The organism is Cupriavidus sp. KK10 (genome assembly GCF_018223725.1).
Lineage (GTDB): Bacteria > Pseudomonadota > Gammaproteobacteria > Burkholderiales > Burkholderiaceae > Cupriavidus > Cupriavidus necator.
In genome coordinates, this window is sequence record NZ_CP073677.1 from 5145675 (window position 1) to 5161042 (window position 15368).

The 15368-nt window shown below is 66.0% G+C and carries 15 protein-coding genes; 2 read left to right on the forward strand and 13 right to left on the reverse strand.

Translation table 11 applies throughout. The features are described from left to right. Window positions 1-305: 305 nt before the first annotated feature. From KB879_RS23960 to KB879_RS23975, 4 genes are read right to left on the reverse strand one after another with little or no spacing between them, the layout of a single operon-like run. Entirely contained in the window at window positions 306-1967 is a 1662-nt protein-coding gene (locus KB879_RS23960) for an ABC transporter ATP-binding protein (protein WP_013957255.1), read from the reverse strand. Next, window positions 1964-3100 (reverse strand): ABC transporter permease, encoded by a 1137-nt coding sequence (locus tag KB879_RS23965; RefSeq protein WP_013957256.1) that lies wholly within the window; start codon window positions 3098-3100, stop codon window positions 1964-1966. The genes KB879_RS23960 and KB879_RS23965 overlap by 4 nt, the downstream gene beginning before the upstream one ends. Next, the gene (locus KB879_RS23970; protein ID WP_013957257.1) at window positions 3097-4146 is read right to left on the reverse strand and encodes a microcin C ABC transporter permease YejB; all 1050 of its coding nucleotides are present in this window, start codon (window positions 4144-4146) and stop codon (window positions 3097-3099) included. Before KB879_RS23970 ends, KB879_RS23965 begins: the two co-directional genes overlap by 4 nt. A 40-nt stretch (window positions 4147-4186) precedes the next feature. Continuing rightward, window positions 4187-6088, reverse strand: a complete 1902-nt coding sequence (locus KB879_RS23975; RefSeq protein WP_211979894.1) for an extracellular solute-binding protein — start codon at window positions 6086-6088, stop codon at window positions 4187-4189. A 212-nt stretch (window positions 6089-6300) separates the two neighbouring features. Between KB879_RS23975 and fabI the strand changes: the two genes are divergently transcribed. Then, window positions 6301-7089, forward strand: coding sequence for an enoyl-ACP reductase FabI (gene fabI, locus KB879_RS23980; RefSeq protein WP_013957259.1), 789 nt, complete (start codon window positions 6301-6303; stop codon window positions 7087-7089). A gap of 94 nt (window positions 7090-7183) precedes the next feature. On the opposite strand, the gene KB879_RS23985 is transcribed toward fabI, so the two are convergent. From KB879_RS23985 to KB879_RS40230, 3 genes are all read right to left on the reverse strand, one after another. Next, a complete protein-coding gene (locus KB879_RS23985; RefSeq protein WP_211979895.1) occupies window positions 7184-8434 on the reverse strand; it encodes an MFS transporter in 1251 nt (416 codons plus the stop codon). A 166-nt stretch (window positions 8435-8600) separates the two neighbouring features. Then, complete coding sequence (locus KB879_RS23990; RefSeq protein WP_211979896.1) at window positions 8601-8771, reverse strand: hypothetical protein; 171 nt, start codon at window positions 8769-8771, stop codon at window positions 8601-8603. Beyond that, complete coding sequence (locus KB879_RS40230) at window positions 8768-8902, reverse strand: hypothetical protein (protein ID WP_013957262.1); 135 nt, start codon at window positions 8900-8902, stop codon at window positions 8768-8770. The genes KB879_RS23990 and KB879_RS40230 overlap by 4 nt, the downstream gene beginning before the upstream one ends. A 227-nt stretch (window positions 8903-9129) precedes the next feature. Here KB879_RS40230 and KB879_RS23995 point away from each other — a divergent pair, with 227 nt between their 5' ends. Then, entirely contained in the window at window positions 9130-9381 is a 252-nt protein-coding gene (locus KB879_RS23995; RefSeq protein ID WP_013957263.1) for a DUF1488 domain-containing protein, read from the forward strand. An 87-nt stretch (window positions 9382-9468) separates the two neighbouring features. On the opposite strand, the gene KB879_RS24000 is transcribed toward KB879_RS23995, so the two are convergent. From KB879_RS24000 to KB879_RS24025, 6 genes are all read right to left on the reverse strand, one after another. Then, on the reverse strand, window positions 9469-9795 hold the full coding sequence (locus tag KB879_RS24000) for an EF-hand domain-containing protein (protein WP_211979897.1): 327 nt from the start codon (window positions 9793-9795) through the stop codon (window positions 9469-9471). Between the two features lie 244 nt (window positions 9796-10039). Then, window positions 10040-10489, reverse strand: a complete 450-nt coding sequence (locus tag KB879_RS24005; protein ID WP_211979898.1) for a potassium channel family protein — start codon at window positions 10487-10489, stop codon at window positions 10040-10042. A gap of 11 nt (window positions 10490-10500) precedes the next feature. Beyond that, entirely contained in the window at window positions 10501-11550 is a 1050-nt protein-coding gene (locus KB879_RS24010; RefSeq protein WP_211979899.1) for a DUF2955 domain-containing protein, read from the reverse strand. Next, entirely contained in the window at window positions 11540-12667 is a 1128-nt protein-coding gene (locus KB879_RS24015) for an HlyD family secretion protein (protein WP_013957267.1), read from the reverse strand. The genes KB879_RS24010 and KB879_RS24015 overlap by 11 nt, the downstream gene beginning before the upstream one ends. A 20-nt stretch (window positions 12668-12687) precedes the next feature. Further along, on the reverse strand, window positions 12688-14232 hold the full coding sequence (locus KB879_RS24020; RefSeq protein WP_153953647.1) for an efflux transporter outer membrane subunit: 1545 nt from the start codon (window positions 14230-14232) through the stop codon (window positions 12688-12690). 17 nt (window positions 14233-14249) lie between these two features. Next, window positions 14250-15353, reverse strand: coding sequence for an AI-2E family transporter (locus KB879_RS24025; RefSeq protein ID WP_211979900.1), 1104 nt, complete (start codon window positions 15351-15353; stop codon window positions 14250-14252). Between the last annotated feature and the right edge of the window lie 15 nt (window positions 15354-15368).

Sequence of the window (15368 nt, forward strand, 5' to 3'; positions counted from 1 at the left end):
GAGGAATTCTTGTGAACCTGCGGGGTGAACCCTATGCAACATCCGGACCAGGCTTACCTGGCCTGTCTTGCACCGCAAACGTGCCGTGCACGATCCAATGCGTCGGACGGACCACCCCCAAAACTAGTTCTCGCGGGATGGTAAAGGGTTGTCATTCACATGTCAAAGTTCGTTACAAATTCGCCGGATTTGACTGGCGAATCAACGATATAGGCGGGATTTCGCATCTTGTTTGTCGGATTAGTCCGAGCAACCGGATGCTAGCCAGGCGGGGCCGCGGCGTTGATGCGCCGCACATTTTCGGGTCAGGCCGCGCCGACCTGCGCCGCCGCCATCAGCTTGCGCGTATAGGGGTGCTGGGGTGCGCCCAGCACCGCTTCGGTGTCGCCGGCCTCGACCACCTCCCCCGCCTTCATCACGAAAACCCGATGCGCCATGGCACGGATCACCGCCAGGTCATGGCTGATGAACAGGTAGGTGAGGTTGTACTTGTGCTGCAGCTGGGACAGCAGCGCCAGCACCTGCTGCTGGATCGACACGTCCAGGGCCGAGGTGGGCTCGTCCAGCACCAGGATCTGCGGCTTGAGGATCAGCACCCGGGCAATGGCGATGCGCTGCCGCTGCCCGCCCGAGAATTCATGTGGATAGCGGCCCAGCGCGGTACGGTCCAGGCCGACCTCGCGCAGGGCTTCGATCACGCGCTGGCGCGTGCCCTCGCGCGACAGGCCGGGCTGGTGCAGCGCTAGGCCTTCGCCGACGATCTGCTCGATGGTCATGCGTGGCGCCAGCGAGCCGAACGGGTCCTGAAACACCACCTGCATGCGCGCGCGCAACTGGCGGCGATCGTCGCGCGTGGCGGTGTCGAAGCTGCGGCCCAGGAAATGGATGGTGCCGCCGCTCTTGCGCTGCAGCGCGAGCACGGTATGCGCCAGCGTGGTCTTGCCCGAACCGGACTCGCCGACGATGCCGACGGTCTCGCCCTCGCGCAGCTGGAAGTCCACGTCCTTGACCGCCGCGAACTGGTCCTTGCCGAACCAGCCGGCCAGCCCGCGGCGCTTGCGCGCGTAGTTGACGCTCAGCTTGCGCGCTTCCAGCAGCACCGGCGCCAGCGGCACCAGCGGCAGCACCTCGCGCCTGGGGCGGCTGTCGATCAGCTTGCGGGTGTAGGGGTGCTGGGGGGCGGCAAACACCTGCGCGGTCTCGCCGGTCTCGACCAGCACGCCCTTCTCCATCACGCCCACGCGCTGGGCAAAGGAACGCACCAGGTTGAGGTCATGGGTGATCAGCATCACCGCCATGCCGAACTCGGCCTGCAGGTCGCGCAGCAGGTCCATGATCTGGGCGCGGATGGTCACGTCCAGCGCCGTGGTCGGCTCGTCGGCCAGCAGCAGCTTGGGGCGACAGGCCAGCGCCATGGCGATCATGGCGCGCTGGCGCTGGCCGCCCGAGAGCTGGTGCGGAAAGCTGTCGAAGCGGTGCGCGGCGTCGCTGATGCCGGTGCGCTCCAGCAGCGCGATGGCGCGCTCGCGCGCGGCGCGGCGGTCCAGGCCCTCGTGCAGCGCCAGAGTCTCGACGATCTGGTTGCCGATGGTGTACAGCGGGTTGAGCGCCGTCATCGGCTCCTGGAAGATCATCGCGATCTCGGCGCCGCGGATGCCGCGCATCTCGCGGTCCGACACCGCCAGCAGGTCCTTGCCCTCGAAGCGGATGGCGCCGTCGTAGTAGGCGTCCTCCACCAGCCGCAGCATCGCCAGCGCGGTCACGGTCTTGCCCGAGCCCGACTCGCCCACCAGCGCGTAGCGCTCGCCCGCGCGCAGGTCGAAGCTGACTTCGCGCACGGCACGGGTGGCGTGCTCGCCGTGGCCGAAGGTGACAGAAAGCTTGTCGACGCACATCAGCGTGGAACCGGGTGCCGGCGCCGCGGCCGGCGCCACGGCCGGCTGGATCACGGGAGACACCGCGGTCATGGCGTGGCCTCCGGTGCTGCCCCGGTTGGCGCGCCGGCCGGGATCTTGGGTTCGACCCGGCCGCGCAGCGCCGCCAGGCCCAGGCGGGTATCGAAGGCATCGCGCAGCGCGTCGCCCATGAAGGTCAGCAGCAGCAGCGTGACCACCAGCACCGCGAAGGTCGACAGCGAAATCCACCACGCATCCAGGTTGGCCTTGCCCTGCGCCAGCAGTTCGCCCAGGCTGGGCGTGGTGGGCGGCACGCCCATGCCGAGGAAATCCAGGCTGGTCAGCGCCAGGATGGCGGCGCTCATGCGGAACGGCAGGAAGGTGATCACCGGGGTCAGGCTGTTGGGCAGGATATGGCGCCACATGATCTGCACATTGGACAGGCCCAGCGCGCGCGCCGCCTTGACGTAGTCGAGCGAGCGGTTGCGGTAGAACTCGGCGCGCACGTAGTCGGACAGGCCCATCCAGCCGAACAGCGACAGCAGGATGATCAGCAGCGCCAGGCTGGGCTCGAAGATCGAGGCAAAGATGATCAGCAGATACAGCTCCGGCATCGAGCTCCAGATCTCGATGGCACGCTGCGAGAACAGGTCGAAGCGCCCGCCGAAAAAGCCCATCAGCGCCCCGGTCAGCGTGCCCACCAGCACCCCGATCACGGTCAGCGCCATGCCGAACAGCACCGACACGCGGAAGCCGTACAGCAGCCGGGCCAGGATGTCGCGGCCGCGGTCGTCGGTACCCAGCCAGTTCTCTGCCGACGGCGGCGCCGGGTTGGGCTCCTTGGCAAAGTAGTTGAGCGAGTCGTACGAATAATGATTCAGCGGGAACACCGCGAAGTTGCCGTTGGTGGTGATGCGGTCGCGGATATACGGATCGAGGTAGTCCGCGGGCGTGGCGAAATCGCCGTCGAAGGTGGTTTCCGGGTAGACCTTGACGATGGGGAAATACCACTCGCCCTTGTAGTGCACCACCAGCGGCCGGTTGCTGGACAGCAGCTCGGCGCCCAGGCTCAGCACGAAGATGACCACGAAGATCACCAGGCTCCAGTAGCCGCGCCTGTTGCGGCGAAAGCGCTGCCAGGCGCGCTGGCGCGGCGAGGGCGAATGCGGCAGCCCGTTGGGGGCCGCGTGCGTGAACAGTTTCATCGGTGCAAGCCCTCGAAATGGATGCGCGGGTCCACCAGCACGTAGCAGACATCGGAGATCAGGCGCGTGACCAGCCCGATCAGCGTGAACAGGTAGAGCGTGCCCAGCACCACCGGATAGTCGCGCCGCAGCACCGCCTCATAGGACAGCAAGCCCAGCCCGTCCAGCGAGAACAGCGTTTCGATCAGCAGCGAGCCGGTGAAGAAGGCACCGATGAACGCGGCCGGGAAACCCGTCACCAGCGGGATCAGCGCGTTGCGGAACACATGCTTCCACAGCACGCGGCGCTCGCCCAGGCCCTTGGCGCGTGCGGTCAGCACGTATTGCTTGCGGATTTCCTCGAGGAAGGCATTTTTGGTCAGCATGGTGACCACCGCGAAGCTGCCCACCACCGATGCCGTGATCGGCAGCACCAGGTGCCACAGGTAGTCCATCACCTTGCCCATCAGCGAGAGCTGCTCCCAGTTGTCGGAGGTCAGACCGCGCAGCGGGAACCACTGCACGAAGGTGCCGCCGCCGAACAGCACCAGCAACAGCACGCCCAGCACGAAGCCGGGGATGGCATAACCCACCAGCACGATGATGCTGGTCACGACGTCAAAGCGGCTGCCCGCGCGGATGGCCTTGGAGATGCCCAGCGGCACCGATATCAGGTAGGTCAGGAAGAAGGTCCACAAACCCAGGCTGACCGACACCGGCAGCTTGGACTTGACCAGCTCCCACACGCTGCGGTGCTGGAAATAGCTCTGGCCCAGGTCGAACCGGGCAAAGCGCTTGAGCATCAGGAAGTAGCGCTCCAGCGGCGGCTTGTCGAAGCCGTATAGGGCCTGGATCTCCTTGATCTTCTCGGGGTCGACGCCGCGGCGCCCGCGGTATTCGGCACCGCCGCCGCTGGCTTCGCCGGCGCCGCCCCGCCCTTTCAGTTCCATCATCATCTGTTCGACCGGGCCGCCCGGCACGAACTGGATCACCACGAAGGTCAGCGTGATGACCCCGATCAGCGTCGGGATCATCAGCAGAATGCGCTTGAGCAGGTAGGCAAGCATCAGCCGGTCCTCATCCTTGTCTTGGTCGCGGCGGGGCGCGTCAGCGCGCCTGCGCCTGCAGGTCCGTGCGCCACCAGTGGCTCAGGATCCAGCCTTCGGCCGTGTAGTAATACGGAAGGCGCTCCGGGTAGGCCAGCGTCTTGCGGTATGACACCCGGTGCGATGCGCTGTACCAGTTCGGCACGATGTAGTAGCCATGCATCAGCACCCGGTCCAGCGCCCGCCCGGCGGTGACCAGCTCCTGCCGGGTATGGGAGTGCAGCACGTTGTCCACCAGCTTGTCGACCACGGGCGACTTCAGCCCGAACAGGTTGTCCGAGCCCGGCGTGCCGGCCGCCTCGCTGGAGAAGCGGTCGCGCAGTTCGTTGCCGGGGCTTTGCGAGTCCGGGAAGCGGATCGACACCATGTCGAAGTCAAAATCCTCCAGCCGCTTCTGGTACAAGGCAAAGTCCGTGGTGCGCTGGTTCACCTGGATGCCGAGCTTCTCCAGGTTGCGCACATAGGTGGTGATGACGCGGCTCATGGCGCCGCCATCGTCAAGGAACTCGAACACCAGCGTCTCGCCCTTGGCGTTGCGCAGTGCGCCATCCGTATAGGTCCAGCCGGCCTGGGCCAGCAGGCGTCGTGCCTCGCGCAGGTTGTCGCGCAGCGAACGCGGCGCCGCGGTGCTGGGCTGGACCACGTCCGGGCCGAACACCTCTGGCGGCAATTCCGCGCGCAGCGGCTCAAGCAGCGCCATCTCGCCCGGGCCGGGGCGGCCGTCGAAGGTGGCGCTGGCGGCCAGTTCGCTGTTGGAAAACCAGCTGTCCAGCCGCTTGTAGGCGCCGTAGAACAACTGCCGGTTCAGCCATTCGAAGTCGAGCGCAAGGATCAGGGCCTGGCGCACGCGCACGTCCTGGAACACCGGCTTGCGCATATTCATCACGAAGCCCTGCATGCCGGCACCGTTGCGGTGCGGGAACTCGGTCTTCAGCAGCTCGCCGTTGCGAAAACGGGTGCCCTGGTAGCTCTTGGCCCAGTTCTTGGCCTTGTATTCGACGATGGCGTCGAACTCCCCTGCCTTGAAGGCCTCGAGCTTGGCGGTCTCGTCCTTGTATAGGCGGTAGGCCACGCGCGCGAAATTGAAGGTGCCGCGGCGCACCGCGAGATCCTTGCCCCAGTACTTCGGGTCGCGCTGGAAGATGATGCCGCGGCCGGCGTCATAGCGCTCGATCAGGTAGGGGCCGCTGGTGACCGGCGGCTCGAAGGTCAGCTTCTCGAACGGGACCTTGGCCGTCCATTTCTTCGAGAACACCGGCAGCGAGCCGACGATCAGCGGCAGTTCGCGGTTGCGCTGCTTGAATTCGAAACGCACCGTGCGCTCGCCGGCGACGATCACCGCCTTCACATCGGTACACATGCTGCGGTAGCCCGGGCTCGAGGCCTTGCTCATCAGCATGTCATAAGAATATTTGACATCCGACGCCAGCACCGGGTCGCCATTGGTGAAGCGCGCCTGTGGCCGGATGGTGAACGTGACCGACAATTCGTCCGGCGCTACCGTGATGTCCTCGGCGAGCAAGCCATAGGCGCTGGCGCTCTCGTCGGCGCTGCTGATCAGCAGCGACTCGAACATCAGCGCGTTCAGGCCGGGCGCTGACGTGCCCTTCAGCGTGAACGGATTGAACTTGTCGAAACTGGTGCGCCGGTCGGGATTGGCGAGTGTCAGCGTGCCGCCGGCGGGTGCATCGGGGTTGGCATAGTCGAATTGCCGGAAATCCGCCTGGTACTTCAGGTCCCCGTGCAGCGCGAAGCCATGCGCCGCCAGCGCCGGACTGGATAAGAGAGAGACCCCCGTCGCCAGCGCCATCGCCAGCCCGCTTGCGACCCAACCGCGCAGTACCGCATCCCGCCGGAAGCACTGCCATGCCGCCTGAAGCGGCCAACGTGCTTGAATAGGCATCCCGTTGGATTCCTCCACTATGACCTGTGGGGGCCCGGCATTCTGCGGCCGGGCCAAGTATGAGACAATTTTACATGCGTCGGGGGTGGCGCCAGCCATCCGGACATTCCCTCTGCGCGGCGCAATAAAAACGGCCGCAGGACAGCAAAGGCACGCGCACGGCCGCACGGCGGACGCACGAAGCGTGCCTGATACACCACCTTGGAGAATTTATGGGATTTCTGGCAGGTAAGCGGATCCTGATCACCGGCTTGCTCTCTAACCGGTCGATCGCCTATGGCATCGCATCGGCGTGCAAACGCGAAGGTGCCGAACTGGCCTTCACCTATGTCGGCGAACGGTTCAAGGACCGGATCAGCGACTTTGCCAAGGAATTCGGCACTGACCTGGTATTCGAGTGCGACGTCGGCAGCGACGAGCAGATCGCCGCGACCTTCGCCGCGCTGGGCCAGCGCTGGGAGAAGTTCGACGGGCTGGTGCACTCGATCGGCTTCGCGCCGCGCGACGCCATCGCCGGTGATTTCCTGGAAGGCCTGTCGCGCGAAGGTTTCCGCATCGCCCACGACATTTCCGCATACAGCTTCCCGGCGCTGGCCAAGGCCGCGCTGCCGCTGCTGTCGGACAAGGCCTCGTTGCTGACGCTGACCTACCTGGGTGCCGAGCGCGTGGTCCCCAACTACAACACCATGGGCCTGGCCAAGGCCTCGCTGGAAGCCAGCGTGCGCTACCTGGCCTCGTCGGTCGGCCCGCGCGGCATCCGCGCCAACGGCATCTCCGCCGGCCCGATCAAGACCCTGGCCGCCTCGGGCATCAAGGGCTTCGGCAAGCTGCTCGGCCACTTCGAAGACGTCGCGCCGCTGCGCCGCAACGTCACCATCGAAGAAGTCGGCAACGTGGCCGCCTTCCTGCTGTCCGACCTGGCCAGTGGCGTGACCGGTGAGATCACCTATGTCGACGGCGGCTTCAACGTGGTCGGCGCAAGCGTCGCGGACGCAGAGTAAGCCAGTCCCGCCAGCGGGGATGAAAAAGGGGTGCCCGATGAGGCACCCCTTTTTTGTTCCTTGCGGACCTGTGCGCGGACCAGGTCCGCCTGCATCACGCCTGCGCCGCGGCGGGCGCGCCCTGCCGGCCCATGCTCAGCATCGACCACGCATAGACCACCAGGCCGCCCAGCGCCAGCAGCAGGCCCACCCAGCCGGTGGACTCCCAGCCGTAGCCGGCGGCGATGGTCACCCCGCCCAGCCACGCACCGAGCGCGTTGGCCATGTTGAAGGCCGAGTGGTTGAGGGCCGCGGCCAGCGTCTGCGCGTCGCCGGCGACATCCATCAGCCGGATCTGCAAGGCGGGGCCCAGCGCCACCGTGGTGCCCACCAGCAGCACATTGATGGCCCCCAGCCAGGGATGCGACGCGGTAAAGGTGAAGGCGCCCAGCACCAGCGCCGCCCACACCAGCACGCCGCCGATGGTCGGCATCAAGGCCTTGTCGGCCAGCTTCGCGCCGGCAAGGTTGCCCGCCACCGTGCCGATGCCGAACAGGGCCAGCACCACCGGGATACCCGCCGCCGGCATATGCGCCAGCTCCAGCATGGTCGGCTTGATATAGCTGAACACCGAGAACATGCCGCCAAAGCCGATCGCGCCGATGCCCAGTGTCAGCCACACCTGCTTGTGCTTGAGTGCCGACAGCTCGCGCAGCGGGCTGGCACGCCGGTCGGCCGGCACGAACGGCACCCAGCGCCATACCAGCAGCGCCGTCAGCGCGCCGAGGGCACCGACGATCAGGAAGGCCGAGCGCCAGCCCAGCCAGGTGCCGACCGTGGCCGCGATCGGCACACCTACCAGCGTGGCAATGGTCAGGCCCAGCATCACAAGCCCCACCGCCTGTGCGCGCCGCTCGCGCGGGACCAGGCTGGCGGCCACCAGCGCCGCCACGCCGAAGTAGGTGCCATGCGGAAAGCCCGTGAGCAGGCGCGCCACCATCATCGACAGATAGGAAGGTGCCAGCGCGCTGGCAATATTCCCGGCGGCAAACACCGCCATCAGCGCGATCAGCAGGTTGCGCCGCGGCCAGCGCGCGCCCAGCACCGCCAGCAGCGGCGCGCCGATGACCACGCCCAGCGCATAGGCGCTGATCAGGTGGCCGGCTTGCGGGATGGAAATGGCGAGGTCGCTGGCGGCATCGGGCAGCAAACCCATAATGACGAACTCGCCGGTGCCGATGCCGAAGCTGCCGACGCCAAGCGCCAGCAGCGGCAGGCGGCCGGATGAATGGTGATCGCGGGAAGAAAAGGAAGTATCTGCGCCGCGGACGGGATCCGCGGCGGAATGTGCATGTGGGGCGGCCATGTACAGGATTGCAGGATGTTCAACAAAATGCCGCCCGCTGACGGGTGAGGTCAGTGCCCTCGCCTCTGATCGATCCAGCGTGCTCCTGTGCGGCGCGCAGGCTGTATTGTGCGGCAAAACCGCAAATCTTGCCCGCACCGGCCTGACTGGCCGGCGTTGCGTTGGCTTACCTGGTCACGTGGACCAGCCGGTGCCACCAGTACCGAAGCGAATGCTTCGCGATGCCGAACACCGGCTTGTGGTGGATGCCCACCCGGATGATGTAGCCGTAGACCCCGACCAACACGGCCAGGAACACAAGGGACCAGATGATCCCTGTGCTGTCAGTCTCAGTCATTTCTTCTTCTTGGCGACCTCATCGTGTCCGCGAAACTGGACCGTGCTGAAGGGTGAGGCCGGCACCGATGGCTTCTTCGGTTGCTTGGGTTTCTTGGCTTCGCGGCTGCTGCGTAGTTGACTCTTGGCCATGATGGGCTCCTGAATGGCTTGCCTGGAGATAATGGCAACCCCAGCATACGCGCTAAATCGCCGGCAAAAGAAATATCTTTCGCCAAGAACGCGGGTCATGCGCTGCAGCAGCCAGCGCAGACAGATGCCCGGCTGACGGGAAACGGGTGCATACTAGGGCTGGCAGCACCGGCTGGCGCCAGCAAGCCCAACATGCACGGCGTACCGTGACCGGACAGGAGTTTGCAATGGCACTGAACTTTCCCAATCCCAGCCGCAGCTACGATGCGGCGCGGCACTGCGTTTGTTTCTGGGGCTATGACAACGCGCGCGAAGTGGCATTCCAGGTCACTGACGACATTCTTCTGCGCCTGAGCCACCAGGGTACCGCGGAAGAATCCGCCCTTCTCGCCACCTTCGACCATCATCGGGACCAGATCCTCCAATTGGCCAGGGACCTGTACAACCCCGGGGAACGTACCACCTACACGATTTCCTGACTGGAAAACGCAGCGCGGCGATGGGGCCAGGCCTGTGCCTGCCTCCCCGCCGCGCTACGTTGTCCTGCCCGCTATGCTTGCGCCAGATCAGTTCAACCCGCCCGGATTCTGGGCCGTGTTGTGTTGCTTCGTCTTGGCCGCCCAGAACGCGCCAATCTGCCTCTCGGTTACCTCGCCCTTCTTCTTGGCGTCGATCTGGTCAAACTGTTTGTACACCTCCGGCATACCCGCCTGCGCCTCCTCACGGGTCAGCTTGCCATCGTGATTGGCGTCCGCAGCCTTGAACTTCTCCGAGAACTTCACCTTGGCTTCCTTGGCATTCATCGGCGGCTGCTGTTGCTGCGCACCAATGGTTCCGGAGGCGAGGCAAGCCGCCAGCGCCAGGCTGGCAATCGAAAGCTGTCGCGCAATCATCTGAGTCTCCCTGGATAGTTGGATGGCGAGTGCAGCCAGCCTGATGGTCGTCCGCAACGGGCCAGTTTTCGCAGAGGTCGGGATACAGCGATTGCCCGAACCCCGCCCGAGATCATCGTCGGCTTTCAGGGATTAGGGAATTCAGAAATTTCAGCATCCGATATTAAAACCCTCCCAGGAATGTGACGTGTGCCGCGGCGCGACATCTCCCGTGGCCGAGCTGATGCCTACAACACCTCCACTCCTATGGCCCTTCGTCCTGCCGCAGCCCGGCAAGGTTGTGCTTGATCACGTCCAGCACCGCCGCGGTCATCACCGAAGTGGAGACGCCGAACATCAGGATGCCGTTGGCCGCCTCGAGCGGCCCCAGCAGGCGCCGGGGTTCGGACATGACGATATCTCCATAGCCCAGGGTGGCGAAATTCACGCCAGAGTGATACAGCGCGGTGGCGTAATCGTTGAACTCGCCCAGCAGCATGAACAGGACTGCCCAGATTGCCATCTGCACGAAATTGCCGAGCAACGTCAGCATCATCACGACCGACAACAATAGGATCTCCTGCCACAGCGATTCTCGGGCTTGCCGCGCATGCCTGAAGCGCACGTAGTAGCGCAGGCAGATAGCGACGAAGACCGCCTGCAGCAGCAGGCAGAGCAGCATCACGGGAAGGCCGATCAGCAGGTTGCTCAGCACGACCGGCCTCTTTAGCGGGCGTGCCGTCGTGCGCTGCGCGGCTGGTCGAGCAACTCGATCATCAGCCAGGCATACAGCGTGACGCCGATAAACAGGCCCATGCGCACGGCGAAGGCGGTATAGACATCCTTCCCGGCCGCGCTGTCCTGCACCGACTGGCCCAGCAGGATGATCAGCGTCACGAGAGTGTTCACCCAGAAGCTTGGCGGGTACCGCGACGGGCTGAGACCATACAGCTTGCGCGTCACCAGCAGGCCGAACAGCAGCATCCACAGGAAGTACATCCACAAATGCACGAACAGGCTGAGCGCGCACCAGAACAGGATGGCCAGCACGCCGCCGAACAAGGTCGAGCCAAGCAGTTCGCGCCCGGCGCCGCGTGCCGTGGTGGTGCAGCTTTGCCGGCCAAGGGTGACCGCTTTCATGATGATCGGGATGTACGCGGCCGGGTCGTTCAGCGCCAGCAGGAAGGCCGGCATCACCACCAGCGCAGCGCGCAGCGCAATCCAGGCGGCCTGGTCATCCGGAAGGGCCTTGGCCGCGGGCGGCGCCTGCGCGCCGGCCGGTTCGGGAAACAGCCAGTGGCCAAGTGCCAGCACCACGACCGCGACGAGCAGTCCCTTGACCAGGGCACCGATGACCGTGACCGCCAGACCGAAATCGAAGGTGCCCGCCGCCGAGATCATGGTCAGGCCAATCACCAGGAAGGTCGAGACCAGGTTGTTGCCGCCGCGCAGTCCGTAGCGAAACGCGAGGAACAGGCACAGGCCGATCATCAGCACGCCGCTGACCGGGTAGTAGCGCAGCAAGGGGATCAGCAGCAGGCCGGTGCCAGTAGTCAGCATCACGACCAGCACCAGGCCCAGCCCGGCCTTGGCTGACATCGGCTGGTTGACGCTGGCCAGCAGGAACACGCCGAGCACCGGCGCGAGCATGGGGACCGGCAGGCCCAGGCCGAAGCTGGCCGCCAGGCACAGCGCGGTGCCGCACGCCACGCGCAGCGAACGCTGGGCGCGTGGATCGCGCGCGGGCAACGGCAGCGCCGGGCGGTCAGTAGACATAGGAAAGCCAGCTCATCAGGTACAGGAATACGCGGCCGAGCGGATTGAGCGGGTTGCCCTGGGTGGGAAACGCCATGACCTCGGCCTGCCCGCCCACGCGAATACCGCGCATCGAGGCGAGTTCGCCATGGGCAAGCTCGACCACCACCGGGAAGCGTTGCGCCGGACGCAGCCAGTCCCGGCTGTTCTGCACCGTCGGCAAGCTGCCCGGCGGCGTGCTCGGGCCGACGTTGACGCCATAGCCGACACTGCGCACACGACCTTCGAAGATCCTGCCCGGCAGCGCATCCAGCACGATGGCAACCGGCGTGCCGGGCTCGACACGGCCCAGGTTGTTCTCGGTCATCTCCGCGCTGATCCACAGATCGTGGATCGCGATCAGCGTCATGACCGGGTTGCCGGCCGCGGCAAACTGGCCGGCATCGGTGCGCAGGTCGGTGACCAGCCCGGCGGCGCGCGCCCGCACCTGCGTATTGGCAAGATCCAGTGCGGCCTTTTCCAGGGCCGTGGCGGCGCTGCGCAGCTTGGCGTTCTCTTCCTCGCTGCCCCCCTGCTGTTCGCGCGCACGCTGGACCTCGGCCTTGGCGGCGGCGACCTGGCTGACAGCCTGCTCGAGGCTGGCCCGCGCCACCTCCAGACGGCGCAGGGAAATGGTGCCGGGGTCATCGCTGTACAGGCGCTCCAGGCGGCTGCTGTCCTGGCGCGCCTTGAGTTCGTTGGCGCGTGCTGCGCGCAGCGATGCCTGCGCCGATTCGATGCCCGCGGTGCTGGCGCCGATCTGCCGGCGTGTCGACTCCAGATCGGCGCGGGCGCGGTCCACGGCGATCTTGTAGTGCTGGGGATCCACCTCGAACAGGACAGTGCCTGCCGCAACGTCCTGGTTGTTGCGCACATGCACCTTGGTCACGCGCCCGGACACTTCCGCCGCGACCGGCACCACGAAGGCCTGTACCCGCGCCTGTTGCGTGTACGGGGTCAGGCGGTCGGCCAGCAGGTACCAGACCAGGCTGATGACGATCAGCAGGATCACCCAGCGCACGCCCTTCCTTGCCGGGTCGGCGGCGGGCGGCGGTGCACCGGGCGCTGGGGCTGCGGGGGGTTGCGGGGCGTCGCTCATCGGCTCTCGTTCAGGGAGATCTACCTCTGCTTCACAGGGAGGCTGGCACCGGCGGACGGTGGGCCTGGCTCATCCAGCAGCGTCCCCCAGTCGGTGCGTTGCTGCATCTGCTGACGGGTGGCCGGATCCACCAGTGGCTGCTCGCTGTGCCAGCCGCCGCCAAGCGCCTTGTACAAGGCGATCAGGTTGCTGACGGCATTGCTGCGGTTGACCAGGTAGGTGTCCTGCTGGGTGGCCAGCGCACGCTGGGAATCCAGTACGCGCTGGAAGTCCGAGTAGCCTTCGCGGTAGAGCGCGTTGGCCAGCGTCAGCGAACGCCTGGCGGCCAGCGCGGTGTCGCGCAGGATCTGCTCGCGTTCCAGCGCCTTGATCAGCGCACTGGCGGCATCGTCGGCCTCGCGCGCGGCCTGCCGCACGGCATCCTGGTAGGCGACGATCAGCTGCTGCAGGCGGGCGTCCTGCACGCGCACGGTGTTCTTGATGCGGCCGTAGTCGAACACGTTCCAGCGCAGGCTGGGGCCGCCGATCAGGGCCAGGCTGTTGGGCGTGCCGGCCAGCGTGCTGGCGGACCAGACAATGCTGCCCAGCAGCGTCAGCGACGGATAGAGATCGGCTTCGGCCACGCCGATCAGCGCCGATTGCGCGGCAATCTGCAGCTCGGCGGCGCGGATATCCGGACGGCGCAACAGCAGGCTGGCGGGCACGTCCTGCAGTACCGCGCGATCGATCAGTGGAATCACCCCTTCCTTGCCTGCCAGCTCCGGCAGTTCCGGCAACGGGCCCGGCGGGCGGCCTATCAGCACCGCCAGGGCATTGCGGGTGCGCATGATCTGGCTTTCAAATTCAGGGATGCTGCTCAGGGTGCCCAGGTACTGCGTCTTCGCTTGCTGCAGGTCGAGCTCGTCGGTCTCGCCGCTCTTGAACAGCCGCTCGGTGATTTCAAGGCTGCGCTTTTGCAGCGCCGCGTTTTCGCGGGCGATGCGCAGCCGTGCCTCGGCCGTGCGCAGCGCAAAGTAGGTGTCAGCCACCTGGGCACGCAGCAGCACCAGCACATCGTCGCGGTTGGCGCGGGCGGCAAAATAGGCTGCATCGGCGGATTCGATGGCGCGGCTGAAGCGGCCCCAGAAATCAAGTTCCCAGCCGATGTCGAAGCCCGCGCTGTATTGCCAGAAGCGGCTATTCTGCGGGTTGAGGCCTCCGGCCTGCCGGCGATCCGTGTACAGGGCATCGGCACTGGCCTGCTGCAGTTGCGGGAATCGCCCGCTCTGGGCAATGCCCAGTTGGGCCCGCGCTTCCATCACGCGCAGGCCGGCAATCCGCAGGCTGGCATTGTGCGCGTCGGCTTCGGCGATCAGGCGTTCGAGGGTCGGGTCGGCAAAGACCTGCCACCACTCGCGGATGTCGGGCTGGGCCCGCTGCCCGGTCGCCTGCTCAAGCGCCGGGCTGTGCCACTGCTGCATCCAGGGTTCATGCTGCGGCTGGAAATCCGGCCCCAGGCGCGCGCAGCCGCCAAGGCAGCAGGCGCCGGCCAGCAATGCGCGCAACGGAGGATTCCAGCGCGACATGGGCGGCCCGGACCACTTCAGGTCTGTTGCTGGTTGCCGGGATCCGCGTGCGGCGGCGGGTCTTCCACCCATTGCCAGAACAGCTGATACCCGACCGCGAGCACCACCGGGCCGATGAACAGGCCGATCACGCCGCCGGTCACCATGCCGCCCAGGGCACCGATCAGCACCACCGGCATCGGCACATCGACGCCACGCCCGAGCAGCAGTGGCTTGAGCACGTTGTCGGCCAGTCCCGCCACGAAGACATAGATGGCGAAGACAATAGTGGCAACGCTGGCACCTTCCGTGGCAAAGACATAGATGATCACTGGCACGGTGATCAGCGTGGCCGGCAACTGCGCGATGCCCAGCAGCAGCACGGCCATGGCCAGCACGCCCGCGGCAGGAACCCCCTTGATCACAAAGCCTATGCCGATCAGCAGCATCTGGATGAAGGCGATGCCGACCACCCCCTGCGCCACCGCGCGGATGGTCGCCGTGCATAGCGTGGCGATGCGCGGGCCCCGCTCCGGGCCGAAAATGCGCGAGGCAATCTGCACGGCGCTACGGTTGCCGGCCTCGCCGTAGGCCATGAAGATGCCCCCGATAATCAGCGCGAAGACGAAGATCAGCAGCCCCTTGCCGATGCCGGCGGCTGCGGCCAGCACGGCCAGGCTGATTTCCTTGATCTGAGGCGCCAGCGTCTGCACCAAGCTGGCCAGGTCCGAGGCGGCATACAGCCAGAGGTCATACAGGCGCTGGCCAACCAGCGGCCAGCTGGCGACCGACTCATGCGGTGGCGGAATATGAATGCCTTCGCTCTTGACGATGGCGATCGCATTCTCCATCGAATCGACCATGGCGGCACCCAGCAGGTAGGCTGGCAGCGCAATGATGGCGATGGCGGCCAGCACGATCAGCGTGGCGGCGCGGCCGTCCTTGTTGCCCAGCCTGCGCCTGAGCCTGACCTGCAGCGGGTAGATGGTCACCGCCAGGATCACGGACCAGACAATGAGATCGAGGAAGGGGCGGAATATCTGGAAGCAGAAGATTGCCAGCACCGCGATCAGCCCGGCGCGGATCAGCACATCAAGTAGTCCGCGGGACAGCGCTCTCTCTGAAGTGGGCGTGGGCAACATCGCTGGTCTCCCTGC

Excerpts from the sequence above, each read along its gene's own strand:
- KB879_RS24000 (WP_211979897.1), bottom strand. The coding sequence starts at position 9,795 with ATGATTGCGCGACAGCTTTCGATTGCCAGCCTGGCGCTGGCGGCTTGC.
- KB879_RS24025 (WP_211979900.1), bottom strand. The coding sequence starts at position 15,353 with ATGTTGCCCACGCCCACTTCAGAGAGAGCGCTGTCCCGCGGACTACTT.
- KB879_RS24010 (WP_211979899.1), bottom strand. The coding sequence starts at position 11,550 with ATGTCTACTGACCGCCCGGCGCTGCCGTTGCCCGCGCGCGATCCACGC.
- KB879_RS40230 (WP_013957262.1), bottom strand. The coding sequence starts at position 8,902 with ATGGCCAAGAGTCAACTACGCAGCAGCCGCGAAGCCAAGAAACCCAAG.
- fabI (WP_013957259.1), top strand. The coding sequence starts at position 6,301 with ATGGGATTTCTGGCAGGTAAGCGGATCCTGATCACCGGCTTGCTCTCT.
- KB879_RS23995 (WP_013957263.1), top strand. The coding sequence starts at position 9,130 with ATGGCACTGAACTTTCCCAATCCCAGCCGCAGCTACGATGCGGCGCGG.
- KB879_RS23975 (WP_211979894.1), bottom strand. The coding sequence starts at position 6,088 with ATGCCTATTCAAGCACGTTGGCCGCTTCAGGCGGCATGGCAGTGCTTC.
- KB879_RS24015 (WP_013957267.1), bottom strand. The coding sequence starts at position 12,667 with ATGAGCGACGCCCCGCAACCCCCCGCAGCCCCAGCGCCCGGTGCACCG.
- KB879_RS23990 (WP_211979896.1), bottom strand. The coding sequence starts at position 8,771 with ATGACTGAGACTGACAGCACAGGGATCATCTGGTCCCTTGTGTTCCTG.
- KB879_RS23960 (WP_013957255.1), bottom strand. The coding sequence starts at position 1,967 with ATGACCGCGGTGTCTCCCGTGATCCAGCCGGCCGTGGCGCCGGCCGCG.
- KB879_RS24020 (WP_153953647.1), bottom strand. The coding sequence starts at position 14,232 with ATGTCGCGCTGGAATCCTCCGTTGCGCGCATTGCTGGCCGGCGCCTGC.
- KB879_RS23970 (WP_013957257.1), bottom strand. The coding sequence starts at position 4,146 with ATGCTTGCCTACCTGCTCAAGCGCATTCTGCTGATGATCCCGACGCTG.
- KB879_RS23985 (WP_211979895.1), bottom strand. The coding sequence starts at position 8,434 with ATGGCCGCCCCACATGCACATTCCGCCGCGGATCCCGTCCGCGGCGCA.
- KB879_RS23965 (WP_013957256.1), bottom strand. The coding sequence starts at position 3,100 with ATGAAACTGTTCACGCACGCGGCCCCCAACGGGCTGCCGCATTCGCCC.